This is a genomic window from Leucogemmata humicola (genome assembly GCF_055379415.1).
Genome location: NZ_AP040875.1, coordinates 3,355,460 through 3,380,736, shown reverse-complemented (window position 1 = coordinate 3,380,736; position 25,277 = coordinate 3,355,460). Strand labels below are relative to the sequence as shown.

The window sequence follows — 25,277 nt, the reverse complement described above, 5'->3', positions numbered from 1 at the left end:
AGTATGTCCCTCGTCGTCACCGATGCGATCGTCCTCCACGTGTTCGACTACCTGGAGTCGTCGCGCATTCTCAAGATCGTTACTCGAGAAGCGGGCGTTCGCTCGGTGTTGGCGCGTGGCGCGAGGAAATCGAAGCGACGGTTCGGGGCCGCGCTCGACCTCTACGCGCAGGGCAGTGCCGAGCTGCACATCAAGGTCGGCCGTGAACTCGACACGCTCACCGCATTCGACGTAACGCGCGCACGTCCGCAGCTCGCCGCGCAGCTCGATCGCTTTACCGGCGCGAGCGCGATCGCCGAGCTGACCCTACGTTGCGCGCGAGACGCCTCCGATCCCGGATTGTTCGACGCAGTGCTCGTCGCGCTGGACGATCTCGCGATCGCCGCGCCCGACCGTGCGCGCGACATCACTCTCGGCGGTGCGTGGCGCGTTCTGTCGGAGCTCGGCGTCGCTCCAACGATCGATAACTGCGCCGAGTGTCATGCTGATGTCGACGCCGATATGCCGGCGACGTTCAGTCATCCGGCAGGCGGCGTGGTCTGCCAGCGGTGCTCGCACCTCGCGCGCAGCGGACGCACGCTGCCACCAACGGCGCGCGGTGCGTTACGCGACTGGCTTGTGGGAACTGCGCATCCATTGTCCGACGCGCAGGAAGTTCGGGCACATCAGCGATTGCTTCGCGAATTCGTTCGCGAACACCTTGCCGACGACCGGCCTCTGCGCGCCTTCGACGCGTGGGAGCGAGATGCATTGAGCACACGCGGAGAGCTCGTGTGATCATCGGCACCGCGGGCCACATCGACCACGGCAAGACCACACTCGTACACGCTTTGACCGGCGTCGATACGGATCGATTGCCGGAGGAGAAGCGTCGCGGCATTACGATCGAACTTGGTTTTGCCCCGCTAGTGCTCGACGGTGTTGGAACCGTCGGTGTGGTCGATGTTCCCGGACACGAGGCGTTCGTGCGCACGATGGTGGCCGGCGCGACCGGGATCGATATCGCGTTGCTCGTCGTCGCCGCCGACGAGGGGATGATGCCGCAGACGCGTGAGCACCTCGCCATTCTGCAACTGCTGGGTGTGCGTCGGGGCGTTGTGGCACTCACGAAAGTGGACCTCGTCGACGACGAGTGGCTTGCGCTTGTTGCAGAGGATGTGCGCGCGGCCGTTGCGCCCGTTCTCCCTGATGCGGCGATTGTGGAGACCGCGGCGCAGACCGGGCAGGGGATCGCTGAACTGCGTCAGTCGCTCGCGGCAATCGCTTTGACCGTACCGCCGCGCACCGACAGTGATCTGTTTCGCATGCCCGTCGACCGCGCCTTTACGATCAAGGGAACTGGCACCGTGGTGACCGGAACGATCTGGTCCGGGCGCGTGACGCGCGATCAGACAATTCGCATTTTCCCCGGCGGAAACACCGCGCGCGTTCGCGGAATCCAGGGCCATGGTGCGCAACTCGACACGAGCGACGCCGGTGGTCGCACGGCAATCGCGCTGGTCGGCGTCGAGCCGGCTGACGTGCCGCGCGGCTCGACACTTCTTGCTGGCGACGCGTGGCAGCCGACGATGCTCGCGCGCGCTGACATCACACTTGTGCCCGGCGCCGAAGCGTCGATTCGTCCGCGCACGTGGTTTCGCGCCCACGTTGGTACCGCCGAGGTCGGGGCCAGAGTCGTGGCGAGGGATGTTCGTGCCGGCGAGCCGTTTGCGGCGCGAGTAGTCTTTGATCAACAAGTCCTCATTCGAGCTGGCGATCGGTTCGTGTTGCGAGCTACCGCGCCGTTGAACACGATCGGCGGAGGTGTCGTCGTCGATCCGTATCCGCCACGCCGTGCCCGGGCGTGGCCAACAGGCCTCACGACGCTCGAACGCCTGGAGCGGTTAGTGGCGGAAGCGGGATTGGCCGGCGTGGACGTCGCGACACTTCCGACGCGGCTGGGCAATACACCGACTGAGTGCGTGTCGATCGTGGCTGCTTTCGCGCAGGCTCGCGTCGTCGCCGGCCGCTTGGTCGCTCGACGCGACTTTTCCGAGCTCGGTGACCGCCTGGTTGCGCTCACGTCCGAGTACCACGTAGCGAACCCACTGGAACCTGGGGTCGCGGTTCAGAGGCTGCGAAGCGAAACCGGGGTACCCGGGGAAATCGTCGATCTGGCGCTCGGCGAGCTGGTTTCTGCGGGGCGTCTCTCGATTTTGGCGGGTGTGGTCAGTTTGACCGACTGGGTCCCGTCGCCGTCGGATGAGCAAGTCTTGTTACTCCAAACGCTAGTTTCTCAACTCGAGGCCGCTGGCGCCGAACCTCCAACAATAGAGGAGTTCGCTTTAAGGTTCTCCTCGGAGATTGTCCCGCTCGTGCGATATCTCGAGCGATCAGGCCAGGTCGTGCAAGTCGAGCAGAATCGGTACTATGCGGCCGGTCAATTGCAGGTGCTTGTCGGGCGCCTTGGAGAGGCCATGGCGGGCGGTTTGGAGCGAAGTCCGGCGGATCTCAGAGATGCGTTGGGGCTTTCTCGGAAGTTTTTGATCCCGTTTCTGGAGTACTGTGACCGGGTCGGAATTACTCGGCGAACGGGAGCGGGAAGGGTTTGGGGGAGGTCGTAAAGCCCGACAGGTCAGTAGAATAGGTCAGCAGGGTTCGCTTGACAGTACTGAGACTCGATCGTAGCTTGGAATCAGGTAAGAGGTTCAGGTCCACCACCATTTCAGGAGTCCCGTAACGGTCCCTGTTTCGTTAGCGCGGGAGAAAAATCATGTTCCACCGCTGGGCAGCACTAGTGCTCGTGCTCGCCCTTTGTGCGATGTCGCCAAAGAATGCGGCGGGGCAAACGGAGTCGCAGCAACCGCCCCGAGGGCACAGTGCAGGGTCACTCGGAAAAAATTCTCCGAACCCCTTTAATCCGGAGACTTACATCACGTTCGGGGTTGATGATCAAACCTGTACGGATGGAAGTCAGCAACACGTCGTCACTCTGCGGATTCTGAATGTTCTAGGCATGCCAGTCGCCTTCTTTCAGCTGCAGGGTCCAGCAAGTACGAGCGCCACCGCTGCTGTTGGTGTGGCGAACGGGCAACTGCTTTCCAATGTGAAGTTGGGTTGCGGAAGCTACAGGGCGTACTGGAGTGGCAACCTGCCGAACGGCAAGGAAGCGGCATCCGGGACGTACATCGTTCAGTTGTTCGTAGACAACAAGTTGGCGGCGCCGCCGAGGAAGATTTACAACGCCAAGTAGTAGGCTCCTCACTGCGTCAATCGACGGTGAATCGCGCCAAGGGCTGTCGCTCTTGGCGCGATTCGCGTTTTAGAGCGGCCGAATCGGCAGCGGCTTAGTTTCCGGCATTCGGCGGCGCGACGGATGTCAGCCGCTTTGGCGCGATGGACAGGCACCGACGTTGCTCCGCGTCCACCCATGATCAATCCAGAAAAACTCACCGTAAAGGCCGGCGAGGCCTTGAACGAAGCGGTGAACAACGCCCGTCGTAACGGCAACCCGCTCGTCTACGACCTGCACATGCTCGCCGCGCTCCTCGAGCAGGACGAGAGCATCGTCGTTCCCGTTCTCCAAAAGCTCGGTGCCAGTGTGACCGCGCTGCGAGAACAGGTCGCCCGCGGAATCGAGAAGTACCCCAAGCAGAGCGGCGCGCAGCCAACGATGTCGCGCGAGCTCAACGCCGTCTTCGACAAGGCCGAGGACGAGGCCAAGCGACTCGGCGACGAGTACGTGTCCACCGAGCATCTGCTGCTCGCTCTGTCCGACACCAAAGGCACCGAGACGCGCACGCTGCTCAGCGCCGTTGGTGCGACGCACGCCGCGCTGCTCGATGCGCTCGAAGCCGTTCGCGGATCGCACCGCGTCACCGACCAGACGCCTGAGAACCAGTACCAGGCGCTGCAGCGGTACACGCGCGACCTCACCGAAGCCGCGCGCAAGGGCAAGCTCGACCCGGTCATCGGCCGCGACGAAGAGATTCGTCGCGTGATTCAAGTGTTGTCACGCCGCACGAAAAACAACCCGGTGCTCATCGGCGAGCCGGGCGTCGGCAAGACAGCCATCGTCGAGGGGCTCGCGCAGCGCATCGTGAATGGCGACGTCCCCGAAGGTCTCAAGGGTAAGCGCCTCGTGTCGCTCGACCTCGGCGCGCTCATCGCCGGGGCGAAGTTCCGTGGCGAATTTGAGGAAAGACTCAAGGCGGTACTGAAGGAGATCACCGAGTCCGAAGGCCTGTTCATCACCTTCATCGACGAGATGCACACCCTCGTCGGCGCCGGGAAGGCCGAAGGCTCGATGGACGCCGGCAACATGCTCAAGCCGCTGCTCGCCCGAGGCGAGTTGCGAGTCGTCGGCGCCACGACGCTCGACGAATATCGCCAGCACGTCGAAAAGGATCCCGCCCTCGAGCGGCGCTTCCAGCCGGTGTATGTCGGCGAGCCGAGCGTCGAGAACACGATTGCGATTCTGCGCGGCCTCAAGGAGCGTTATGAAGCGCACCACGGCGTGCGCATCACCGACGACGCGATCATCGCGGCGGCGACGCTCTCACACCGGTACATCGGCGATCGCTTCCTGCCCGACAAGGCGATCGATCTGATCGACGAGGCAGCGTCGCGCCTACGCATCGAGATCGACTCGATGCCACAGGAGATCGACGAGGTCGAGCGTCGCATCATGCAGCTCGAGATCGAGCGCATGGCACTAGTGAAGGAGAAGGATCGCTCGGCGATCGAGCGCCGCGAGGAAATCGAGCGCGAGCTGTCCGAGCTGCGCGAGCGTTCCCAGGCCATGAAGGCCCAGTGGCAGCAGGAAAAGGAAATGCTCGGCGGCGTCGGCAAAATCAAACAGGAGATCGAGCAGGCGCGCATCGAAGCGGAGCAGGCGACTCGCTCTGGCGATTTGAACAAGGCGGCGGAAATCACCTACGGGCGAATTCCGCAGCTCGAACGTCGCATGCGCGACACTGAACAAAAGCTGGCGAGCACCGAGGGGCGTCCGCAGTATCTCAAGGAAGAGGTGACGGCCGAGGACATCGCCGAAGTCGTGGCGCGCTGGACCGGGATTCCCGTTACGAGAATGCTCGAGAGCGAGCGTGAGCGCCTGACGAAGCTCGATCAGGAACTATCGCGCCGCGTGATCGGCCAGGAAGAAGCGGCGCAGGCCGTCGCGAATGCCGTGCGTCGCTCGCGTGCGGGCCTTCAAGATCCGAATCGGCCGATTGGCTCATTCATCTTCCTCGGCCCCACTGGCGTCGGCAAGACTGAAACGGCGCGCGCTCTCGCCGAGTTCCTATTCGACGACGAGCACGCGATGGTGCGCATCGACATGTCGGAGTACATGGAGAAGCACGCCGTCGCTCGACTGATCGGCGCACCGCCAGGCTACGTCGGCTACGAGGAAGGCGGCCAGCTCACCGAGGCGGTGCGTCGCCGCCCGTACTCGGTGGTTTTGTTCGACGAAATCGAGAAGGCCCATCCGGATGTGTTCAACATCCTGCTGCAGATCCTCGACGATGGTCGCCTCACGGATTCGCAGGGGCGCACGGTCGACTTCCGCAACAGCGTGATCATCATGACGTCGAACGTTGGCTCGACGTTCATTCTCGAACACGCGACTGGCGATTGGGCACTCGTCGAAACGCAGGTGATGGCGACGCTCCGGCAGAACTTCAAACCGGAGTTTCTCAACCGCGTCGACGACATCATCATTTTCCGACCGCTCGGCATGGCGGAGATCGAGAAGATCGTCGATCTGCAACTGGAGCGCGTGAGAAAATTGCTCGCCGAGCGCAAGATGACGCTCGACGTGACGCCGGAGGCCAAGCGCGTGCTTGGCGAAGATGGCTTTGACCCGGCGTTCGGTGCGCGTCCGCTCAAGCGGTCGATTCAGCGACTGATTCAGAATCCGCTTGCGATGGCCGTGCTCGAGGGGCGGTTTAGCGAGGGCGATTCGATCGTCGTGCGCCCGGACGGGAACGGGGCATTGGAGTTCTCGAATGAACCATCCCGCGCCACGATTGGGGCGTAGGGCAGCGTGACCGTGGTCCGGCCGGAGGATGAACAGTGGATGGGCGTCGCGCTCGAGGAAGCGCGCGCCGCCCATGCCGCGGGTGAGGTTCCGGTCGGTGCGGTGATCGTGCGCGACGGTGTCGTGTTGGCGCGCGCGGGGAACAGGACGATTCGCGATCAGGACCCGACGGCGCACGCCGAGGCAATTGCAATCCGCGCTGCGGCGTCCGCACTCGAGTCGTGGCGACTCGAAGGCTGTACCCTCTACGTGACCCTCGAGCCGTGCGCCATGTGCGCCGGTGCGATCGTGCTGTCGCGCGTCGATCGCGTCGTGTTCGGCGCGTGGGATCCGAAGGCGGGAATGGCAGGTTCCGTCGCGGATTTGCTTCGTCATCCGCGGCTGAACCATCGGCCCGAGGTGATGGGCGGACTGGCGGCCGACGAATCGTCGCAAATGCTGACCAAGTTCTTCCGAACCCGTCGCGTGAACGGCCCGCCGGCGGTCGACACGTCGTCGTCCACGACGTAGGCGCGGCGGTCGTTCCCATCGCGAGATGAATCGGCCAACCAATCTCGCACCTGCGCTGTCTACGTCACGTCTCGGCGGCGCCCAAAAACGGTCTTGAGACCGGCGACGTCATCTCCCTTGCTCAGGCATCCATGATCTTCTTGGTGCGGCGGAACGTCACCCGCTCCGTGCTCGCTTCTTGGCTAGCGCGCGTCATCGTGGCTGTGACCGCGGCCGTTACGTGGCTTCCGGCACCGGTAGCTGCGCAATCGAAAGCGACCGTTGCATCGAGCGCGTATGTCCATGCGCAGAAGCTCGTGGCGATCGATGGCGCCCGTCGGCTCAACCTCTACTGCTTGGGTACTGGCGAACCCACAGTGTTGTTCGACGCGGGGGCAGGCGAAAATATGATGGTCTGGCGCCACGTTCAGGGGCAGATCGCGGCCGTCACGCGGGCGTGCTCCTACGATCGTGCCGGCTACGGCTTTAGCGATTCTGCAACGCGCGCGTCCGACGCGCGCAACACCGTCGACGATCTGCACCGTCTCTTGAGCGCCGCCCACCTCCGGACGCCTATCGTCTACGTCGGACATTCGGCGGCGGGACTCTACGGAACGCTCTGGGTGGCTACCTATCCAAAGGACGTTGCCGGTGTCGTGCTTGTTGATCCGGCGTTCGCGCACTCGGATCAGAAGATGACGGCGACGTTTTCTCCGGCCGATCGCGCGAAGCTAACAGACGCATACGCGGGGGTGTTCGATTTCATCCGCGCCTGCGTCGCGCTCGCACGAACCGGTGCACTGGCGAATCCGACGAGCGACGACGCGCGCGCGTGCCTCGACACAAAGGGTTATCGAGACAACATCGACGACACCCTTCGAGCCGAGCTGACACGGCAGTACGCGCGGACGCGGCTTCTCGCGGCGGCGCTGTCCGAGTACAGCAGCATCTGGCCGGGTGCGGACATGACGAGTGTGGACGACCGCCAACTCGATGCTGCGTCCGTTGGCTTTGGCGATCGGCCGCTAGTCGTGTTGATTCACGACGGCGCTGCCGAGCCGGCGCCGCCGGGTTTCACACCAGCACAGCGATCGATCATGGAGACGACTCGTGTCGCGAGCCTTGCGGCGCTCGCCAAAACGTCGACGCGCGGCACGCACATCGTCGTTCAGAAATCGGAGCACCACATTCAGTTCGATCAGCCAGATGCCGTGATCGCGGCGGTGCGACGTGTGGTCGACGACTTGCGCCGCGGCGCGACGAAGAATCCTCGATGAATTCTGGTTGGCGAGAGCGGCCGGCGTCGCGGCGAGTCCGCGGCCGAAAAATGGGATAACACGACTCCCCTCAACCGTTGGAATCGTTTAGTTTCGGGGGATGTATTCCTGAGGGTGGTCTTCGCACGCCAACGAAGCTGGCTCGTCTGGAACACGCTGGGAATCTCGGCCGCGAATGGTTGACGGCCTGGTGCAGTGTTGCTCGTCTAAATAGTTGTAAATCAATAAGTTGCTGACAAGGACAGGTGGCCGAGTGGCTGAAGGCACCGGTCTCGAAAACCGGCATACCGGCAACGGTATCGAGAGTTCGAATCTCTCCCTGTCCGTTCTTTCAGCTACCGGCCGGCGACTCTGATAGAGTCGCTCGCGCCGGTTCGTTGTTTTTGGATGGGTGGCCGAGTGGTTGAAGGCGCACGCCTGGAAAGTGTGTTTAGGTCAAAAGCCTAACGTGGGTTCGAATCCCACCCCATCCGTTGACCTCACTTACACTTAGCGTGTGGGTGGGGTTTGTTTTTTCGGGCATCTGCGGAGCCTGCCCGCCGTTCCTGTCCGCCGTTGGTGCTATTGGCCGCTTGCCCTGAGCCGTTCCATCTTCTCCAGCACGCTCATCATCGTCGCTTCGTCTGGCTGCATGTAGACCCGTAGTAGCGTCTCCGGTCCCTGCCAGCCTCCAAGTCGCGCGATGTCGACCAGCGGCGCGCCTGTTCGCTTGGCATCGTTGGCGAACTTCCTCCTGAGTGAGTGCCAGCCAAGGCCCTTCTGCTTCGGCAATCCGCTGTCCCTCTCCAATCGGCCCCACCAGTTGTTGACGGGGTGCCGTGTGACTGGCTGGTCAGGGTTGGTGTCGAACGGGAAGACCCATCCGTCGCCGATTCGACTAACTGCCTTGCGCTCTGCCTTCAGTCGTTCGATGGCCAGCTTAGACAGCGGGGAATGGTGTTCGAACTCGGACTTGTCGGTCATCGCTCGCCAGAGAATCCGTCCATTCGCCGTGTCGATGTCGTTCCATCGTAGCTGACGAATCGCGTTAGCCCTGTGCCCCGTTTCGTGCGCGAGGAACAAGAACAGTCCAACAGGCCCGCCGAGTCGTTCCGCAGCCTGTCTCAGCGTGGCGTACTCCTTCGCTGACACGATCGGTCGACGCGGACTCACCTCCTTCGGCATTTCCAAGCCCTTGAATGGATCGCGTTCTAACAACGGACGACCGCGCACGATTGTTCGTTGTACCCAATTTGGAAAGGAAGACTGAGCACTTAATGTTTAGGGATTCCATGTTGCGCTAGCTGATCGTATTTCGGGCGGCAAATGGCGATACAATTCTGACAATGGCCACGAAACTTCCGGAATTTCAAACGACCTTCGGCGTCTATCGTACCACTGAGATCCTTGGCCAGGGTGGTTCCGGTCGCGTGTATGGCGTCGATGCTGACGACAACGCGAAATACGCGGTTAAGGTGCTCGATGCCGACAGCGCATCTCGCGAGAAGGCTCGGCGGTTCAAGAACGAGATTCTTTTCGGCACCCGTAACACGCATAAGAACATCGTCCCAATTCTGGATCACGGCCTGTGGCTTGACGACGGTCAGTCCAAACAGTTCTACGTGATGCCTCGATATGCGGGTACTCTACGCGGAGCAATTAAGTCGGGATTATCCCCTGAGCGAATCCTGCCAGTCTTTTCACTTATTCTCGACGGCGTTGAAGCGGCTCACCTCCTCGGTGTGGTCCACCGCGACCTTAAGCCAGAGAATATCCTCATCGACGCGTTAGGAAGCCCCCTCATCGCCGACTTTGGCATCGCGCGCTTCGCGGCGGAGCAGATGGCCACTGACATCGAGACAAAACCAACGACCCGGTTGGCCAATTTTATCTATGCGGCTCCTGAGCAGCGCCAACCAGGAAAGCCGGTAGATAGTCGCGCCGATATCTTCGCGTTGGGTTTGATGTTGAATGAGATGTTCACTGGTGCCGTGCCGCAGGGCACCGGTTTTATGTCGATTGGTGCGAAAGCGCCAGCCTTCGCGTTTCTTGATGGCATCGTCGAGTCAATGATTTCGCAGCGGCCTGAAGATCGCCCCGGCTCAATCGGCGACATTAAGAATGCCCTTATCGGTCGGCAACAGGAGTTCGTCCAGCGCCAGAAGCTCGACGCTTTGAAATCCTCCGTTGTACCGGTCGTCACGGTCGACGATCCTGTCGCCAAGAGTCCTATTGAGGTCACAGGTGGAAACTGGGAGGGAGGCCGGCTTGTGTTCACGTTGAGTCAATCGCCACCGAGCGAGTGGCAACAGCTTGCCACCAACGGCATGGGTGGGTCACACTATCTCAACTATCCGCCCGGCTCAATACGGTTCTCGGGTACCAAGGCGCATTGGGCGTCCTCAGAGAAGACCGCGCAGGAGCAAATCAATCAGTTCAAAGCGTACGTCGCCTTCGCGAATCGCGAGTATGTGCGGACGGTAGTGGAGCGCGCAAGGAAACAGGAAGCAGATGCGCGGCTCCGACTCCAAGCGACGATCGCGGCAGAGGAGCGCCGTCAACGCGTCGCGAAGTCGTTGAAGTTCTGACGAGTGATCCGTCGAGCGCGACGAATACCTCTTTGTCGAGGAACATGAGCAATGACTACGACGTGCGCAACTAAGCGCCTGCACGCGATGTTGACGGATATTCACCGAATCGGCGTTCACCTTGGCAACGGAACGCCGATTCGTACCGTTCTTCAGAAAATGCTAGTCGGAGACGAAAAGGAGTTTAGTCCGACCGAGGCGTTCGACGCGTATCGTGACATTATTCGGCTCACCGCAGCTTCGATGAGCGAAGTCGAGGCGTGTTATGCTAGTGGAGGCAGCGTCGAAGAACTGGGAAAGCTAGTCGCACCGATACGTGCTCTCCACGATCGTTTGCTTTCAACCAGCCCGGCGGCGCCTGTTCAGGTTTTGCTAGAGCACCAGCCGAGATCCTTCGAGAGCACTGCCATCTTCGTCGGTCTGCTTGTGAGGGTGTCCGATCCGAGTCCGGACGCGATCGCTACCGCGCGTGAGCATTTGCGAAACGCTCTCGATGAAATCCTAGCGGACGATGAACTTGACGCCGACTTCAAAGACGCCTTCCGCAGCGGCATAGAGCGGCTACTCCGCCTACTGGATCAGTTTGCGATCTTTGGTCCTGACGCCGTCGCCCATGCGTTGTCTGATTTTGTGACCGCTGCGTCGATGAAACGCGAAGGGCAGCGTCCGAAGGTCATTGAGGTTCTTAAGAACATCGTAACTGTTGGGCAGTTCCTGAAGGTCACGACCGTTGTCGTGAAGTTCATCCTCGAGCATCACGCGGCTCAACTGGGGCTTCCTCCTGGCACGTCAGAATCACTACCTCTGATGATCGCCGCTGCAAGCTCCGCGCTGACGAACACGAACGCGTAAACGCCAACACGCGCGGAACTCAGTGTTCGTTCCGGCCTCCGCCCTCCGCGCCTGTCCAGTCACCCGTATACGAGCAGTAGCGCGCACCGGACATAAGTAGGGGTGAAGGGCCTCGTTTGGTGGCGCCGAACGGGTCCTTTTGCTTTGTAGCCGACTGATGCGGCTTGCGAAACAATCGTTGACCGTCATCATTTCATAGTCGTGTGCAGTCTTTTCTAAACGAACCGATTCGAGGTATGCCGTGAATCTCCCCGGCTGGCTCAGTCTACTCATCATCATCGGCGGACTACTCGCCGCATGTTGGCTCCTCACGAGCATCGGCTATGCTTTCCTTGACGTGGCCCGTAAAGGCTACACGAAAGACCCGTGAGCGAAGCACGACGACGGAAAGCACGCAAGAACCGGAAGCGCAGCGACTTCTGGTTCACGGTAGCATTCATACTGTTCGTCATTTACGCGCTTGCCACTTACGAGCCTGGGAATCACCCCGAGTACCACGGTGATGTGCAATTCCAACAGGAGTGGAAGGCGAAGACGGATGTGATGAAGGCAACGATGACTCATGCGGAGAGCGCCGCGATGATCCGGGGGCTTCAACAGGCAACGCGACCAGTCACCCGCTAGACCGTCCGGCGGTGTTCAGGGCGAAGGTCCGACGGAACTAGCGACTGAGCGACCGTAACGAACCCACCCGAGCGCGAGAGCCGAGAGAGTATAGCTGTAATAGATTCGCGGCGACCCTGTAAACGAGCGGGGCATCGCTGTTACGGGAAGACTAGCGCCGCGCTTTCTCTTCGAGCCTTCGCAGTCTCGATTCCTGATCCTTCATGCTCTCGCGAAGCTCGCTAGCCTTACGCTCTATCTCAGATCGCAGCTCGTTTTCGCTCGCGCGAAGGTCGGTCCGTAGGCCGCTTATCTCAGCGAACAGAATGCCGAGCACGGTCAGAACAAGCGCGAGCGCCCCAATCAGGCCGGTGTAGAACGCGCCCGTGCTGACGCCGATACGCGAGACTTCGACCGTCTGCGCGGCACGCGGAACTCTATCCTCGACAGCGGGTGGAGCGGCTGAGGCCGTAGGTGCTTTCGCTTCCTCTGTCGGAGGGGCCGAACGCTCACTCTCTGTCGCACTGGTCTGCAACAACCGCCTAGCCGAGCGGCTGCCTCCGACGACCGGCGCTTTCTGGAGTTGCTGAACCGCTTTCAGGGCATCCTGATAGTGGGGCGCCTCGCGTGCGTCCGTCGCGGCCGGGTTTCTGCTTTGTCCGCGCCGAGGTGTCACGCCAACCTCACAGTTGTCGGCCTGCTGGCGGCGGCGATGCGATAATTCCTGCACCAGCCAAGACAGTCGCTTCGACTGATTTGGTCAGATCCAGGACGGTGTGAAACGCGCGGATGAACTCATCCTTGCTGTTTATGAGGATGCCTTCGGCGTACGAATCGACGTCAATCGCAACGCCTATGTCCGGTACGTTCGCCACCCTATCTCGAAAGATTCCTTCGACCCAGGGCTCTCCCTTCCTGATGGGCGCTACAACGATCTGCCCTTGCGAGTGCTGTAGGACGATCTGAAGATCCGTCCACTGTAGGGGAACCTCAAACGGAAGCTTCTGAAACTTCTCAAGCAATAAGTTCCGGGTTGCGTCGAAGGTGGGCTTTGGAGACGCGGCGATCTCCATGAAGCGCACGCCCAAACGATCGACCTTTGTGAGGTGCTCGCCCACCACGTCGTAGAGCGCTGCGAATGCTGCATCCGCCTGCTGTACAAAGTCGGCGAGCTTGGGCGCGTCTTCGAGAACGAACAGCGTCTTCGAGATACCACACAAGAACTCGTCTTTGGGCTGTTGAGCCGAGGTTGTTAGAAGGACTTGCTGCGCGTCCATTTGCACGTGCCCAAGCTTCGCGCCGAAATGTTTCCTCATCGCGGTCAAAATCTTACCGCGCTGGTCGGCTATCTCGGGAATCGAATAGCGATATTCGACTGCATAACGAGTCTTCTTGCGGGCCGCGTCGATGCTGTGCGTTGGCAAGGTGCGGGAGGGCGAAGGGTCTAACGCCGTTGCGGCTGAGCCAGCTATGGCAAATCTACATGCGCCGGTAAATAAGCCGCCATGCACCTTCGCAAACGACGATCGGGACGCCCGCTTAGGGACATCCCGATTTCGTCTAGGCGCGATTCCAATGGGGGGAAGTGCTCCTACTGTCTGCCGCTCATTGTTGTGATCCATTCCGCGTAGATCGTCGCAACCTCGTCGACGCTCGCGTCGATGTCGTGAATCGCTGGCCCGAGGCTACGCTTTCCCGCTGCCCCAAATACCCAATGAGGAACGCTCTCGCGCGCATCGCCGCCTTGATGGGTGAGCGCGGAAGTAGAGGACACCGATACCATTCGACCCGCATGTTCAAAAAAGGCGGGATTCATTTCGTCGCGCCAAGCCGGACCGTTCTCGTTCTTTTTCATCGAGAGACTCCAGTCTTGATGGTATGTAGGGTCGAGGCAAACGCCGCGAGCCCCAATGCAAAAACCTAGAAGGTGCGCAGTCACTATGCGATTCCTCGCTCACACGCCGGCCAAACGACGATCGGGGCATCCCAGTATGGAGACACCCCGATTTCGTTAGAAGCGATCCTAGAGCGATTGGCGCCCTATGCCGCAACGCCGAGAGAGTTCTTGAACTGGCGTCCTCTGGTCCAGTCATATCCGAGCGTCATGCTAGCAACGCCAACCCGAGACAGAGCCACGTTACCGGGCCAAGGCGCCCGTTGAGATAGCGAAGGAATGGTTCGGGTGATGTGCGAAACTCGATGTAGAACGATCCAAGGAAGAAGATGTGTTGCATCTGGTTGGGTCTCTTGAGGGAGTTTGGAGGGAATTGGAGGGGAAGAAAAACGGGGCAAAAGGAACCGATAGTGCGCGTGAGTCTGTCTCGCGGAGTGCCCGGCGTTCCGCCCGCCGTTCGTACTCGGAATGCTTCCGAATTGCTCAACCATGAACCCGGCAGATCGCGGGGCTGTCCCTATGAAAACTCGGGATTCGCGCCGGGTTGGGTCGGTGTCTGTTGAGCCTGGAAAGTGTGTTTAGGTCAAAAGCCTAACGTGGTTCGAATACCACCCCGTCCGTTGACCTCACCGACACCTTAAAGTGTCGGTGAGGTTTTTTGCATCTGACGGTCGGTCTCGGGCGTGCCCACAGAACCGTTCGATTCGTGCTCGACTGCGCGTTCCCACGTTGCGCGCGTCGCAGGCTGAGTTGTTGCCACGGTAGCGGAAACGTCAGACCCACCAGACTTAGGTTCTGGCGCCGAATGGTTTGGGGTCGAGTCCCCTCGAATTCACACTTTGCTGATCAGGTGGCGACACATGCGTCGTCGTCCGTTCGTTCGCCTGTTCGCCGTGTTGGCGCTCGTCGGATGCGCTGATTCAAGCGACGTTCTCAATTTCACGGGGCCGATACCCGGCCCGCCGCTGCCAGTCACGAGCGTCAATGTCATCGGTACCTTCGGCCTGATCAATGCCGACGGTGTACCTCTGCCGTTCACCGTGTTCACGACCGCAACCGAGGAGTGGCGCCTCACCGCCGACGCCATCGTGCTCGCACCAGACGGAACGTGGAGCGAGACCTCGACCTACCGCGTACTTCCTCTCGTCGACGGAGTCCCCACGGTCCCGGTGGTCGCAGGCGTCGACACCGTGCCGACTCGTCAATTGGCTGTGTCGGGCAATTACGGCATCGCCAACGGCCAGATCAACTTTGTCCTGACGAATGGCGGAGCGACATCGGGCTTCGTTGGCTCGGTCAGTGGCAATGCGCTGATCCTGGCGTTCAAGGGCAAGCGCTACGCGTACACGAGATAGCGAGTCGCACAGGCTCGACACGCGCTGGATCGGCAGCCGATTGGTGCGGCCATTGCACCGCCGCACTACGTCTCTTTCGGAGTGGTGTATGGATTTCCGGCAACGTCCGGTGCGCATTGGAGGCGTGGTCGGTGGCCTTTGCTTGTTCGTGCACGGCCTTTTTCCGCACTCCGGATCGTTTCCCTTGCTCTGGCCGCTCATCGCCGGCGCAGTCGTCGTAGGGATTGGCCAAACCACGTCTGGCGAGACGCCATCAGCGTTGCGCGCGTTGGCGGCTGCGTTCAAGACGGGCGCCATCGCCGCAGCCGTGGGATTCTGCGGGCTGGCGATCGCCTATGCGCTACTCACGCGTCCGCAAGCCGCCACGATCGCGCGAGCGCTAGGTGGAAGCGGCTCACTTCCATTCGAGAAGATCGCGTTCGTCGCCCTGGTCGTGGCCGCGTTGCTTGCCGTGCCGGCCGCACTCATTGGCGGGATGCTGGCCCTTCCGATTAGAAATCGCTGATAGAGGCTGAGTCTCGTCCTGTCGTCCTATGACGCGGCCTTCTCTCCCTCTTGCCGCAATACCACGCGCGCCTCGGCGTCTCCCTCGAGCTGGGGCTGGACACGCTCGATGATACGCTGACTCACCGCGACCAACCGTTGCGCGATGGCGGCCTCGCGCTCCGAGATTTCCTCGCCGCGCGCGATCCGATCGGTGATGGGTCGAACCGCCCGGCTGAGTGACTGAACATCCGTGATGAATGCCGTATGCGCGCGCTGCCGCTCCAGCGCTTGATGCGCATCCACTTCGAGTGTGTCGATGACGGACTGCAGCGCCGCGTCGCCGAGGACACGCCACGAATACGGCTCCGTCGTCCCGGGCACCGTGGGAGGAACGCGCTGACGCAACTCGCGCTCGACGGCCGCAGCCAAATCCTCCGCCAGGGCGTGCTTCGATCGCGATTGGTCGGGATGCTTCGACGCGCCTGCGATGCCCAAGAGCCAATCCGTCGTAACGCCAAACTCGACGGCGATCTGACGTAGGTACTCCCCGCCGGGAACGCTGCCGCCGCTGCGCCACGCGACGAAGGTGGTGTGCGCCGGGCTCGGCTTTCCAGGCAGGGTGCAGCGTTCGGCAAACTCCGCGACGGTCAGGTCGCTCTCCATTCGCAGCTCCTCGAGTCGTTCCGCGGTGATGCGAGCCAGCTTCCTCGCTTGACGTTTTTTCGTCGCCATTATGTCAAAATAATGTCAATCGATGGAAGCGCCAGTGGGGGGCGAATCAATGGGCGTTGAGGGCGCATCGAGCGCGGACCGCGAGGCAGCTCAAACGCGAGTCGATCGGCCGCTACAGCCGACGCTGGGAACCGAACCGCGACCAAATGGCTACGTGTTGGCCGCCGCGATGTCGGGATTTCTTTGCGTCAGCAAAAAGAAGAGCAACATTGGAAGATTAAAATGTGCTCATTCTTGTTCTGTGGTGTATCTTGACCCCTTGACCCGAGCAACGGGCCACCGGCGAGGCCACGATTCTGGAGGAGCCGCACCATGGCGCACGACAGCGCGACGAAGGTGTTCGTCGGCAATCTCGAATTTCGTGTCATGCGCATTCAGATCCCCGCCAGCATCGACGCGGGAGGAATCGACGCCGGCGGCATGCGCTGGTGGATTGTTGACATCAACGGTCGGGATTACATCGGACCGGCCGCGCCCTTCGCACTCACGCCCGAGCAGGTCGAGCGCGTCATCGCCGACTGGTGGGCCCTCCGCTGCGCCACGGAGCCGTCGTATTCAGCCGACGATATGCGGAAACGTTCGCCCGGCTTTCTCGGCTGACCTACGCGACACGACCCACCGGTCTCAGGACGCCATGCGCTTGAGCAGGAACGACGGAATCTCCGGCTCGACTCGATCGGCCGGGTTCGACGCCTCCGGATGTCGCTGGAAGACCTCACCAAGGAGCCGCTCTTCCTGAGCGTTCAGCTCTCGGCGGAGCTCGCCCATGGCCGCGGACCGGAGCCGGTCTCGCAAATCCTGTGGCTCGATCGGCGCGCCGCTCAGCCGGGATAGGTGAGCCGCGACCCATTGGTCGGCATGCTTGGCCATCGCGCGAGCGTACCGATCGTAATCCTCACCGGCGACGGCGCGCGGAAAAGACTCCTCGGACGCCTCGGCAGGCGCGGGATGAAAGGCTGGAGATCGGGTTGAGCGGTGTTTCAGGCGCATAGGGGCGCGGGTAGGGTGTCCATCGATGAGTCTCGTCCGATGCGCCCAAAGACTTGAGTCGGAGCCGCGCTACCGTTCCAAGCCCGGACCGCTCATATTGCCCCCACCATGGCTGCGCCCCCAAAACATTCCGTAGTCCTCGATGCGCGCGCGTTCGATCGAACGCTCAGACGCATGGCCGACGAGATCGTTGAACTGAACAACGGTACGGACAATCTCGTCATCGTCGGCATTCAGCGCCGCGGCGTTCAGCTCGCGGCGCAAATCGTATCCACCATCGTCGAACGTGAAAAGGCCGACGTGCCGCAAGGCGCGCTCGACATCACGCTCTATCGCGACGATCTGCAGACGGTCGGGCCTCGGCCCGTCGTTGGCCAGACGCAGATTCCGGTCGACATCGACGGGAAGAACGTCGTGATCGTCGACGACGTGCTCTACACCGGCCGAACGATTCGCGCTGCGCTCGACGAGCTCGCCGATTTCGGCCGGCCCAAGCGAATTGCGCTCGCGGTGCTGATCGATCGCGGCGGACGCGAACTGCCGATCCAGCCGGACATCGTTGGGAAGACCGTCTCCGCTGAGCCCTGGCAGCGGGTCGACGTGCTCGTCGAAGAACTCGACGAACGCAAGGGCGCCATCATCGCTGATCGAGGCGAAACGTGACGCTCTCGCTCGGCAAGGATCTTCTGGGCCTCGAGCCGCTGAGCGGCGAGCAAATTCAGTTGATTCTCGATACCGCCGAGCCGTTCAAGGAGATCAGTGAACGGGCGATCAAGAAAGTGCCGACGCTGCGCGGCGCGACGATCGTCAACCTGTTCTTCGAAGCGTCGACGCGAACGAGAATCTCTTTCGAGTTTGCTGAAAAGCGACTCTCGGCCGACACGGTGAACGTCGCGTCGACCGGATCGAGTGTGTCGAAGGGCGAGACGCTCGTCGACACGGCGCGGAATCTCGAGGCAATGCGGATCGACATGGTCGTCATCCGCCACGGCGCATCTGGCGCGGCGCAGTTCCTCGCCGAGCGGATCGAGTCGAATGTGATCAACGCGGGCGACGGGACGCACGAGCACCCCACCCAGGGCCTGCTCGACATGCTGACGCTTCGCGACCACTTCGGAAAGCTCGACGGCGTGAAGGTCTGCATTGTTGGCGACGTGCTGCACTCGCGGGTTGCACGCTCGAACATCTGGGGGCTCACCAAAATGGGCGCGAAGGTTGGCGTCTGCGGTCCCAGATCGCTGCTGCCGAACGCGATCGCAGAGCTTCCGGTCGAAGTGTTCACGCGCGTCGAAGAGGCGATCGAGTGGGCGGACGCATTGAACATCCTGCGGCTGCAGCTCGAACGCATGACCGCGGGCTACATCCCATCGCTGCGCGAGTACAATCGAGTCTTTGGTATTTCGCGTGAGCGGCTCGACCGCTCGAAGCGCGACATTCTCATTCTTCACCCCGGCCCAATGAACCGCGGCGTCGAAATCGACTCCGACGTGGCCGATGGACCATTCAGCGTGATTCTCAATCAGGTGACGAACGGCGTGGCTGTACGCATGGCGGTGCTCTATCTGCTCTCGGGCGGCAAGCCGGAACTCGCCGAGTCGGCAAAGGGCGGAGGCGCTCGATGAGCGGCTCGGTACTCCTGCGCGGTGGACGGGTGATCGACCCGACGCAATCGATGGACGAAGTGGCCGACGTGCTCGTCGTCGACGGAAAGATCGAAGCCGTCGGCGGACGTGTATCAGGCGACGCGAAGAATCGCGACGGGCTCGAGACGATCGATTGCTCGGGCCTTGTCGTCTCGCCCGGATTCATCGACGTGCACTGTCACCTACGCGAGCCGGGCAGGGAAGAAGTCGAGACGATTGCGACAGGTGCGCGCGCGGCGGCTGCCGGCGGATTCACCGCGGTGTGCGCAATGCCGAACACCGATCCTGTGACGGACAATCAGGCGGCGGTGGGCTTCATCATTCGTCAGGCGACGATCGCCAATGCGGCGCGCGTCTATCCAATCGGCGCAATCTCGGTTGGCCAGAAGGGTGAGTCGCTCGCGGAGTTTGGCGAGATGATCGCCGCCGGCGCTGTCGCGGTGAGCGACGATGGCAAACCGGTCGCGAGCGCGCACCTCATGCGTACGGCGCTCGAGTACGCGCGAACGTTCGGCATTCCCGTCGCGGACCATTGCGAGGAACCGACGTTAGCGCACGGCGGCGCGATGAACGAAGGCATCGTCAGCGCGCGGCTTGGCCTCAAAGGAATTCCTGCTGAAGCCGAAGAGATCATGGCGATCCGCGACATTTTGCTCGCGCGTCGCACCGACGGACACGTGCATCTCTGTCACATGAGCACACGCGGTTCGGTCGAACTCATTCGATGGGGCAAGGACCGCAACATCAAAGTCACGGCCGAGGTGTGCCCGCACCACATTTCGCTGACGGAAGAAGCGGTGGAGGGGTACGACACGAACGCGAAGATGAATCCTCCGCTTCGTACTGCCGACGACGTTGCTGCGCTTCAGGAAGCCGTTCGCGACGGAACGATCGACTTGATCGCGACGGATCACGCGCCGCACCACTACGACGAGAAGGAGCGCGAGTTCGCGCACGCGCCGAACGGAATCATCGGGCTCGAAACGGCGCTCGCCGTGAACATCACCTGGCTCGTGGCGTCGGAAATCATCAGCCTTCCGGTGCTGATCGATCGGATGTCGTGCGCGCCGGCTCGGGTGTTCAAGCTCCCCGGCGGATCGCTGCGTCGCGGCACTGACGCCGACGTCACGGTTTTCGACCCGAACATGAAGTGGCTCGTCGAGCCGTCGAAGTTCCGATCGAAAGGCCGCAACACGCCGTATTCGGGTCAAACGCTACAGGGCCGGACGCGCTACACGCTCGTCGGCGGCCGGGTAGCGCATCGCGACGAGGCGTGAGCGGCGGGTCGAACGAACGGGAAACGGCTGGAGCGGCGATCGCGCGGGTGTGTCGCCGGTTGTATGAGCGCGGATTGGTCGCCGGTCCAGACGGAAACGTCTCGGTCCGGCTGACGGGCGACGTCATTCTCGTGACGCCGGCGGGCATGTCCAAGGTCGACGTTCAGCCGACTGATCTGGTCGTGGTCGATCTCGCGGGGAGAGTCCTCGAAGGAAAAGGGCGTCCGTCGACGGAAATCGCGTTGCATTTGCGGGCTTACAACCGTCGTTCTGATGTGCGTGCGGTCGTGCATGCGCATCCACCAATCGCGACGGGTTTCTCGGTCGCCGGCGAATCGTTCGACTTACCGGTGCTCCCAGAAGTCATTCTGCAAATGGGCGAGGTTCCGCTTGTGCCGTACGTCACACCGGGAACGGACGCTTTGGCAGATAGTTGCGAGCCGTACATCGATCGGTGCGATGCGTTCCTCATGGCCAACCACGGCGCCACGACGCTTGGCGCAACGCTCGACGTTGCACATCAACGTATGGAAAGTCTCGAACACGCCGCGAGGATATTGCTCGCGGCGCGCACGCTTGGTAGGGTGAACGCATTGAGCGCGAGCGAGGTCGCCGCGCTCCGCAGTCCGCGCGAGGAATTACGATGACCGATTCGAACAATTCGTTGAACGAAGTCCCGGCGCTGCTCGACGAGCGCCGCCGGTATGAAGGATGGCTCGCCGCGCTCGATGCGCGTCGCGAGTCCACGCCACAACACGTGTTCGATCGCGTGCAAACCGACTATCGCGCGCGGTTGCAGCGGGTGGCTGAGCAGCTCGCTTCGCACCGCCAGGCAATCGAGAGCGAGCGCGCCAGCGTGCAGTCGCGTCTCTCGCTCTTGGCCGCGGAAGAGCAACTACATCGCGACGAACGCGCCGAGCTCGAGCTGCGCACTCACGTTGGCGAGCTAGTGGGAGAAGAGGCCGACAGGGCCTTTGGCAGCGTCGACGAAGTGATTGCTCGCCTCGTTGGCGAGAAGGACGAACTGGCTGCCCGCGTTGCCGAGTTGCAGGCGCTCTTGGATGAAGAAGCGGCGAAGCCGGCGACGGTTGCCGAGGAGCCGGCGCCCGTCGTCGCAGAGATCGTCGCGGCGCCGGTAGATGTCGCGGCGGTGCCAGAAGTCGTCGCAACCGCGGCGGTGGCGGAGCCGGTCCAGAGCCCAGAGCCCGTTGTGGTCGCTGAGGTCCCGTCGGCCGAAGTCGCGGCGAAAGAAGAGCCGGTTGCGCAGGCGCCTGTTCCGAAGCGCGAGTCGTTCGACGAGCTCGCGTTCCTGAGTTCGATCGTGGGAAAGCCGAGCGACGGAAGCCGTCCGGTGGCGATTCCGGTTCCGGAAGGCCCGCTGGTCGAGCGTCGGAGCACCGAGCCGTTGCTCAGTGCGCCGGTGGGTGTCGCGCAGGAGGAGCGTCCGAGTGATTCGCTGCTCGCGGGTCTCGAGCACGCGAAGCCGGCGGCCGAACGTCCGCTCGCGGCGAATGTGTCGGCGAATATGCCGATCGTGCTGCGTCAGTCGGCGGTGACGGAGCAGGTGAAGACGCTCAAGTGCAACGAGTGCGGCGCCATGAACTACCCGACCGAGTGGTACTGCGAGCGGTGCGGCGCGGAGCTCGCGGCGTTGTAGGCGAGCGGGGTTCTGAAAACACAAAGGCCCGACAATCGAGATTGTCGGGCCTTGTTGTTTCTCGGGGAGAGAAGCTTACGCCGCGCTGGCCTTGCTCAAGCGGCTCTTGTGACGGGCTGCAGCGTTGCCGTGGATCAGTCCTTTGCGCGCCGCGCGATCGAGCAGCTGGGCTGCGGCGATGCGGCTTTCTGGGGTGGCGTCTGGGGCCTGAGCCTTCTTCAGCGCTGTCCGCAGGGCGGAACGCTGCGCACGGTTGCGCACGGTCGCCGCGCGCGACTTACGCATGTTCTTCTTGGCGGATGCGATATTCGGCACGAAAAAACTCTCCAAAAGTCGGTGTGATTCTCGGGATTCCGAGAAGGGTTGAAGCTACGGGAGCACATAGCGAAAGTCAAGGCAGCATAACGCTTTGACACTCGTTGGTGCGATCACTACGTTTCGGCCGATCGCCCTCCGCCCATCCGGCCCCTCGGTGTGTACGCGTCGGGTGTCGAGCCACCAGTTTCGCAAAAGCCGACGTTGCACTTTCAGGATCTGCTGCTCTTCGTGCCGGTGCTGCTGTTTTCAGTCATCGCGCACGAGTACGCGCATGGCTATGCGGCCTTGAAACAGGGCGACACTACCGCCCTGATGTTGGGTCGGCTCACGTGGAATCCCGTCAAGCACATCGATCCGTTCATGACGGTGCTGCTGCCCGCAATGTTGTACTTCGGGTCGGGCGGAAAGATCATGCTTGGCGGCGCGAAGCCGGTGCCGGTCAACCCGGCGAACTACCGCAATTTCAGGCGCGGCGACATCATCGTGTCGCTCGCTGGTGTTTTTGTTAATCTGCTGCTCGCGATTGCATCGATTCTGCTGTTCGTCCTCATCGGCCTTCTCGGGCGCGTGGCGCCAGCGGCCGATTCGGTGCTTGGAATCGCGCAAGCGATGATGATGATCGGCGTGCGTCTCAATCTGCTGTTGCTCGCGTTCAATCTGATTCCGATCCCGCCGCTCGACGGATCGCACGTGATCAAGCATTTGTTGCCGGCGTCCTGGGCGGTGCAGTACGAGCGCTTTGGTCGTTTTGGAATTCTCATTCTCATTGTCATTCTGTACGCCGGCGGCAGCTTCCTCACTGCGTGGATGCGACCCGTCTTGGCGCTCGAAGCGGTGCTGCTTCGGTGGGCCAGTCCCTTCGCCCTGTCCACCCTTGGCCAATGGCTGACGTGAGCCTGCGCATCTGATGACTGTCGCCTACGCACCAGAAGCTCTGACGCCGACTGTGTCGTCTCCTCCGCCGTCCGAAGGCGGATTCGTCGTCGAGACGACTGCGTTTTCCGGTCCCCTCGACCTGCTACTCTCGCTCATTCGCGAAGAGCAAGTCGACATCTATGACATTCCGATCGCGCGCATCTGCGAGCAGTTCGTGGTGCGTATTCGCTCGCTCGGTCTGAACGAGGCCGCCGAATATCTCGAGATGGCCGCGCGGTTGTTGCGCATCAAGGCGCAGCTGCTGTTGCCGCGCAACGATGAAGAGCAGTGGGAAGACCCGCGCGCCGAGCTCGTTCGGCGGCTGTTGGAGTATCAACAGATGCGCGAAGTCGTGGACGTGCTCGAACGTCGCGGCGAAGAACGGCGCAATCAGTTTTCGCGCGCGTATCTGCCGCAGGCGCCAGCCGCGCCCGCAGCTCCGCTCGCCCTATCGCTCTCCGAACTTCTCTCGGCTGTGGATCGTGTGCTTCGCGCCGCGAAGCAGCCGAACATGCATGAGATCGTGCCGCGTGCCATCGACATTCCTGGCGCGATCACGATCATTCGCTCCGTGCTCGCACTGCGGGCACGTATTCTGTGGACGGAAATCGTCGAGACGAGCGCCGAACCCTGGCAGATCCTCTCGACTCTCCTCGGACTGCTCGAGCTCGCGAAGCTCGGCGAGCTTCGAGTCGTTCAGCCCAAACCTTTTGCCAACGTGGAAATCTCTCGTGACGCCGCTAGCGAAGCTGCTTGAAGCGGCGCTGTTTGCCAGTGCGCGACCCATCGCCAGCGAAGAACTCTCGGTGCTCGACCCCGAGGCGTCGCGCGCTGAATTGCAGTCCGCGCTCGACGAATTGCGCGAGCACTATGATGTGGACGGTCACGGCGTCGAGCTCATCGAGATCGGCGGCGGATGGCAGATCCTCACGCGCGCCGAATACACCGAGGCCATCGAGCGCGCCCAACTCGCGGCGCGCCCGGCCCGGTTGTCCGGTGCGGCGCTCGAGACGCTCGCGATCATTGCGTATCGTCAACCGATCAGCCGCGCCGAGATCGAGGAGATTCGCGGCGTGGCGGTGGGCGGCGTGTTGAAGTCGCTCCATGAGCGTGGTCTGATCGACGTGGTCGGTCGCGCAGAAGGACTTGGACGTCCGCTGCTGTATGGGACGACGGCCGTGTTCCTCGAGCACTTTGCGCTTCGACATCTCGAAGAATTGCCACGCGCCGACGAACTGGCGATCGCGCTGCGTGTGCAGCCGCGAGCGCCCGAACCCGTCGCTGCGGCCGACGCGAGCGAATAATGTCAGAGACGATGCGCATCCAACGCGCCCTCGCGCGCGCCGGAGTCGCGTCGCGTCGCAAGGCCGAAGAACTGGTCGCTGCCGGTCGCGTTCGCGTGAATGGCGAGGTCGCGGTCACTGGACAGCCGGTGGACCCGTCGCGCGATACAATCGTCGTCGACGGCAAGCCGCTCGAGACGCCGCGCGCGACCCAATGGCTGGTACTGAACAAACCAGCGGGCGTCATGACCACACGCTCGGATCCGGATGGTCGGCGCACGGTATTCGACCTGATCCCGGATATTCCGGGACTCACGTACGTCGGGCGCCTCGATTATTTGACGGAAGGTGTGCTCCTCCTCACAACGGATGGCGCCGCCGCGCATAGGTTGTCGCATCCGAGCAACGAAGTGGAACGCACGTACGTCGCAACGGTGCTCGGTAAGGCCGACGAGGCCGTGTTCGTGGCGCGTGAGGGAGTGACGTTGGAAGACGGGCCGGTGCACCCAAAGCGCGTCGACGCGCGGAAGCTGGGCCGTGATCGGTGGGAGTTCGAAGTCACGATCACTGAAGGGCGAAAGCGCGAAGTCCGTCGTCTCTGTGCTGCGCTCGGCCTCGGGGTGGAGCGGCTCGTGCGTACGAAGTTCGGGCCAGTCGCGCTCGGCGATCTTCCGAGCGGCGAAACCCGCAGGCTCACGCCAAAGGAACGGTCGGGTCTCGGCGTCATTGGCCTCTAGCTGTATCAGGGCACACGGCACCTCGTCTGTCAGTTGGTGTAGGTCACACAGTAGGGTTTAGGGTCGAGGGTTAGGGTGCGGGGAGGGAATGGGCGCTTCGCGCCCTTGGACTGCATGTGAGACTTCCCTGCATCCGAGTGAGGTGATGACCGCGCACAGCGCGGCTGTCGCACACACTCCCTG

Annotated in this window: 29 protein-coding genes and 2 tRNA genes; 24 read left to right on the top strand and 7 right to left on the bottom strand. The window is 62.1% G+C overall.

Annotated features, from left to right (window positions below):
- Positions 1-3: 3 nt before the first annotated feature.
- From recO to AC6H4Z_RS14250, 8 genes are all read left to right on the top strand, one after another.
- Complete coding sequence (recO, locus tag AC6H4Z_RS14285; protein WP_497542628.1) at positions 4-777, top strand: DNA repair protein RecO; 774 nt, start codon at positions 4-6, stop codon at positions 775-777.
- Complete coding sequence (gene selB, locus AC6H4Z_RS14280) at positions 774-2,603, top strand: selenocysteine-specific translation elongation factor (RefSeq protein WP_497542627.1); 1,830 nt, start codon at positions 774-776, stop codon at positions 2,601-2,603. The genes recO and selB overlap by 4 nt, the downstream gene beginning before the upstream one ends.
- 392 nt (positions 2,604-2,995) lie before the next feature.
- Positions 2,996-3,232 carry a hypothetical protein gene (locus AC6H4Z_RS14275; protein WP_497542626.1) on the top strand — a complete coding sequence of 79 codons (237 nt, stop codon included), beginning with the start codon at positions 2,996-2,998 and terminating at the stop codon, positions 3,230-3,232.
- 177 nt (positions 3,233-3,409) lie between these two features.
- Positions 3,410-6,019 (top strand): ATP-dependent chaperone ClpB, encoded by a 2,610-nt coding sequence (clpB, locus tag AC6H4Z_RS14270; RefSeq protein ID WP_497542625.1) that lies wholly within the window; start codon positions 3,410-3,412, stop codon positions 6,017-6,019.
- A gap of 6 nt (positions 6,020-6,025) precedes the next feature.
- On the top strand, positions 6,026-6,529 hold the full coding sequence (gene tadA / locus AC6H4Z_RS14265) for a tRNA adenosine(34) deaminase TadA (protein ID WP_497542624.1): 504 nt from the start codon (positions 6,026-6,028) through the stop codon (positions 6,527-6,529).
- A gap of 131 nt (positions 6,530-6,660) precedes the next feature.
- Positions 6,661-7,785: an alpha/beta fold hydrolase gene (locus AC6H4Z_RS14260; RefSeq protein WP_497542623.1), complete on the top strand. Its 1,125-nt coding sequence runs from the start codon at positions 6,661-6,663 to the stop codon at positions 7,783-7,785.
- Between the two features lie 239 nt (positions 7,786-8,024).
- A tRNA-Ser gene (locus AC6H4Z_RS14255) sits at positions 8,025-8,111 on the top strand.
- 59 nt (positions 8,112-8,170) lie between these two features.
- Positions 8,171-8,258, top strand: a tRNA-Ser gene (locus tag AC6H4Z_RS14250).
- Between the two features lie 88 nt (positions 8,259-8,346).
- On the opposite strand, the gene AC6H4Z_RS14245 is transcribed toward AC6H4Z_RS14250, so the two are convergent.
- A complete protein-coding gene (locus AC6H4Z_RS14245) occupies positions 8,347-8,997 on the bottom strand; it encodes a tyrosine-type recombinase/integrase (protein WP_497542622.1) in 651 nt (216 codons plus the stop codon).
- A gap of 113 nt (positions 8,998-9,110) precedes the next feature.
- On the opposite strand from AC6H4Z_RS14245, the gene AC6H4Z_RS14240 reads away from it, so the two are divergent.
- From AC6H4Z_RS14240 to AC6H4Z_RS14225, 4 genes are all read left to right on the top strand, one after another.
- On the top strand, positions 9,111-10,352 hold the full coding sequence (locus tag AC6H4Z_RS14240) for a serine/threonine-protein kinase (RefSeq protein WP_497542621.1): 1,242 nt from the start codon (positions 9,111-9,113) through the stop codon (positions 10,350-10,352).
- 243 nt (positions 10,353-10,595) lie between these two features.
- Positions 10,596-11,204: a hypothetical protein gene (locus tag AC6H4Z_RS14235; protein ID WP_497542620.1), complete on the top strand. Its 609-nt coding sequence runs from the start codon at positions 10,596-10,598 to the stop codon at positions 11,202-11,204.
- A 241-nt stretch (positions 11,205-11,445) separates the two neighbouring features.
- The gene (locus tag AC6H4Z_RS14230) at positions 11,446-11,574 is read left to right on the top strand and encodes a hypothetical protein (protein ID WP_497542619.1); all 129 of its coding nucleotides are present in this window, start codon (positions 11,446-11,448) and stop codon (positions 11,572-11,574) included.
- On the top strand, positions 11,571-11,828 hold the full coding sequence (locus tag AC6H4Z_RS14225; RefSeq protein WP_497542618.1) for a hypothetical protein: 258 nt from the start codon (positions 11,571-11,573) through the stop codon (positions 11,826-11,828). The genes AC6H4Z_RS14230 and AC6H4Z_RS14225 overlap by 4 nt, the downstream gene beginning before the upstream one ends.
- A 662-nt stretch (positions 11,829-12,490) precedes the next feature.
- Here the strand turns inward: AC6H4Z_RS14225 and AC6H4Z_RS14220 are convergent.
- The 3 genes from AC6H4Z_RS14220 to AC6H4Z_RS14210 all read right to left on the bottom strand — a co-directional run bounded on the left by AC6H4Z_RS14220 (position 12,491) and on the right by AC6H4Z_RS14210 (position 14,041).
- Positions 12,491-13,231, bottom strand: coding sequence for a hypothetical protein (locus AC6H4Z_RS14220; RefSeq protein WP_497542617.1), 741 nt, complete (start codon positions 13,229-13,231; stop codon positions 12,491-12,493).
- Positions 13,232-13,398: 167 nt separating this feature from the next.
- Positions 13,399-13,662, bottom strand: a complete 264-nt coding sequence (locus tag AC6H4Z_RS14215) for a hypothetical protein (RefSeq protein WP_497542616.1) — start codon at positions 13,660-13,662, stop codon at positions 13,399-13,401.
- 247 nt (positions 13,663-13,909) lie between these two features.
- On the bottom strand, positions 13,910-14,041 hold the full coding sequence (locus tag AC6H4Z_RS14210) for a hypothetical protein (RefSeq protein WP_497542615.1): 132 nt from the start codon (positions 14,039-14,041) through the stop codon (positions 13,910-13,912).
- 520 nt (positions 14,042-14,561) lie between these two features.
- Here AC6H4Z_RS14210 and AC6H4Z_RS14205 point away from each other — a divergent pair.
- Together AC6H4Z_RS14205 and AC6H4Z_RS14200 are read left to right on the top strand one after the other, a co-directional pair.
- Positions 14,562-15,056 (top strand): hypothetical protein, encoded by a 495-nt coding sequence (locus AC6H4Z_RS14205; RefSeq protein WP_497542614.1) that lies wholly within the window; start codon positions 14,562-14,564, stop codon positions 15,054-15,056.
- Positions 15,057-15,144: 88 nt separating this feature from the next.
- Positions 15,145-15,561: a hypothetical protein gene (locus tag AC6H4Z_RS14200; RefSeq protein WP_497542613.1), complete on the top strand. Its 417-nt coding sequence runs from the start codon at positions 15,145-15,147 to the stop codon at positions 15,559-15,561.
- Between the two features lie 26 nt (positions 15,562-15,587).
- Here the strand turns inward: AC6H4Z_RS14200 and AC6H4Z_RS14195 are convergent, their stop codons facing one another.
- On the bottom strand, positions 15,588-16,274 hold the full coding sequence (locus AC6H4Z_RS14195; protein WP_497542612.1) for a helix-turn-helix domain-containing protein: 687 nt from the start codon (positions 16,272-16,274) through the stop codon (positions 15,588-15,590).
- 312 nt (positions 16,275-16,586) lie between these two features.
- On the opposite strand from AC6H4Z_RS14195, the gene AC6H4Z_RS14190 reads away from it, so the two are divergent.
- Entirely contained in the window at positions 16,587-16,874 is a 288-nt protein-coding gene (locus AC6H4Z_RS14190) for a hypothetical protein (RefSeq protein ID WP_497542611.1), read from the top strand.
- Between the two features lie 24 nt (positions 16,875-16,898).
- On the opposite strand, the gene AC6H4Z_RS14185 is transcribed toward AC6H4Z_RS14190, so the two are convergent.
- Entirely contained in the window at positions 16,899-17,264 is a 366-nt protein-coding gene (locus AC6H4Z_RS14185; protein ID WP_497542610.1) for a hypothetical protein, read from the bottom strand.
- 108 nt (positions 17,265-17,372) lie between these two features.
- Between AC6H4Z_RS14185 and pyrR the strand changes: the two genes are divergently transcribed.
- Genes pyrR through AC6H4Z_RS14160 form a run of 5 tightly spaced genes read left to right on the top strand, consistent with a single transcriptional unit; the run spans position 17,373 to position 21,841 of the window.
- Complete coding sequence (gene pyrR / locus AC6H4Z_RS14180) at positions 17,373-17,927, top strand: bifunctional pyr operon transcriptional regulator/uracil phosphoribosyltransferase PyrR (RefSeq protein WP_497542609.1); 555 nt, start codon at positions 17,373-17,375, stop codon at positions 17,925-17,927.
- The gene (locus AC6H4Z_RS14175) at positions 17,924-18,886 is read left to right on the top strand and encodes an aspartate carbamoyltransferase catalytic subunit (protein WP_497542608.1); all 963 of its coding nucleotides are present in this window, start codon (positions 17,924-17,926) and stop codon (positions 18,884-18,886) included. The genes pyrR and AC6H4Z_RS14175 overlap by 4 nt, the downstream gene beginning before the upstream one ends.
- The gene (locus AC6H4Z_RS14170; RefSeq protein ID WP_497542607.1) at positions 18,883-20,184 is read left to right on the top strand and encodes a dihydroorotase; all 1,302 of its coding nucleotides are present in this window, start codon (positions 18,883-18,885) and stop codon (positions 20,182-20,184) included. The genes AC6H4Z_RS14175 and AC6H4Z_RS14170 overlap by 4 nt, the downstream gene beginning before the upstream one ends.
- The gene (locus tag AC6H4Z_RS14165; RefSeq protein WP_497542606.1) at positions 20,181-20,831 is read left to right on the top strand and encodes a class II aldolase/adducin family protein; all 651 of its coding nucleotides are present in this window, start codon (positions 20,181-20,183) and stop codon (positions 20,829-20,831) included. The genes AC6H4Z_RS14170 and AC6H4Z_RS14165 overlap by 4 nt, the downstream gene beginning before the upstream one ends.
- A complete protein-coding gene (locus tag AC6H4Z_RS14160) occupies positions 20,828-21,841 on the top strand; it encodes a zinc finger Ran-binding domain-containing protein (protein WP_497542605.1) in 1,014 nt (337 codons plus the stop codon). The genes AC6H4Z_RS14165 and AC6H4Z_RS14160 overlap by 4 nt, the downstream gene beginning before the upstream one ends.
- A gap of 75 nt (positions 21,842-21,916) precedes the next feature.
- Here AC6H4Z_RS14160 and rpsT read toward each other — a convergent pair whose 3' ends face one another.
- Positions 21,917-22,156, bottom strand: coding sequence for a 30S ribosomal protein S20 (rpsT, locus tag AC6H4Z_RS14155; protein ID WP_497542604.1), 240 nt, complete (start codon positions 22,154-22,156; stop codon positions 21,917-21,919).
- Positions 22,157-22,315: 159 nt separating this feature from the next.
- On the opposite strand from rpsT, the gene AC6H4Z_RS14150 reads away from it, so the two are divergent.
- The 4 genes from AC6H4Z_RS14150 to AC6H4Z_RS14135 are packed head-to-tail and all read left to right on the top strand — an operon-like array spanning position 22,316 to position 25,094.
- Positions 22,316-23,053: a site-2 protease family protein gene (locus tag AC6H4Z_RS14150; RefSeq protein ID WP_497542603.1), complete on the top strand. Its 738-nt coding sequence runs from the start codon at positions 22,316-22,318 to the stop codon at positions 23,051-23,053.
- Between the two features lie 13 nt (positions 23,054-23,066).
- Positions 23,067-23,831, top strand: a complete 765-nt coding sequence (locus AC6H4Z_RS14145) for a segregation and condensation protein A (protein WP_497542602.1) — start codon at positions 23,067-23,069, stop codon at positions 23,829-23,831.
- Complete coding sequence (gene scpB, locus AC6H4Z_RS14140; RefSeq protein WP_497542601.1) at positions 23,806-24,378, top strand: SMC-Scp complex subunit ScpB; 573 nt, start codon at positions 23,806-23,808, stop codon at positions 24,376-24,378. Before AC6H4Z_RS14145 ends, scpB begins: the two co-directional genes overlap by 26 nt.
- Positions 24,378-25,094, top strand: coding sequence for a pseudouridine synthase (locus tag AC6H4Z_RS14135; protein WP_497542600.1), 717 nt, complete (start codon positions 24,378-24,380; stop codon positions 25,092-25,094). The genes scpB and AC6H4Z_RS14135 overlap by 1 nt, the downstream gene beginning before the upstream one ends.
- The last annotated feature ends 183 nt before the right edge of the window (positions 25,095-25,277 follow it).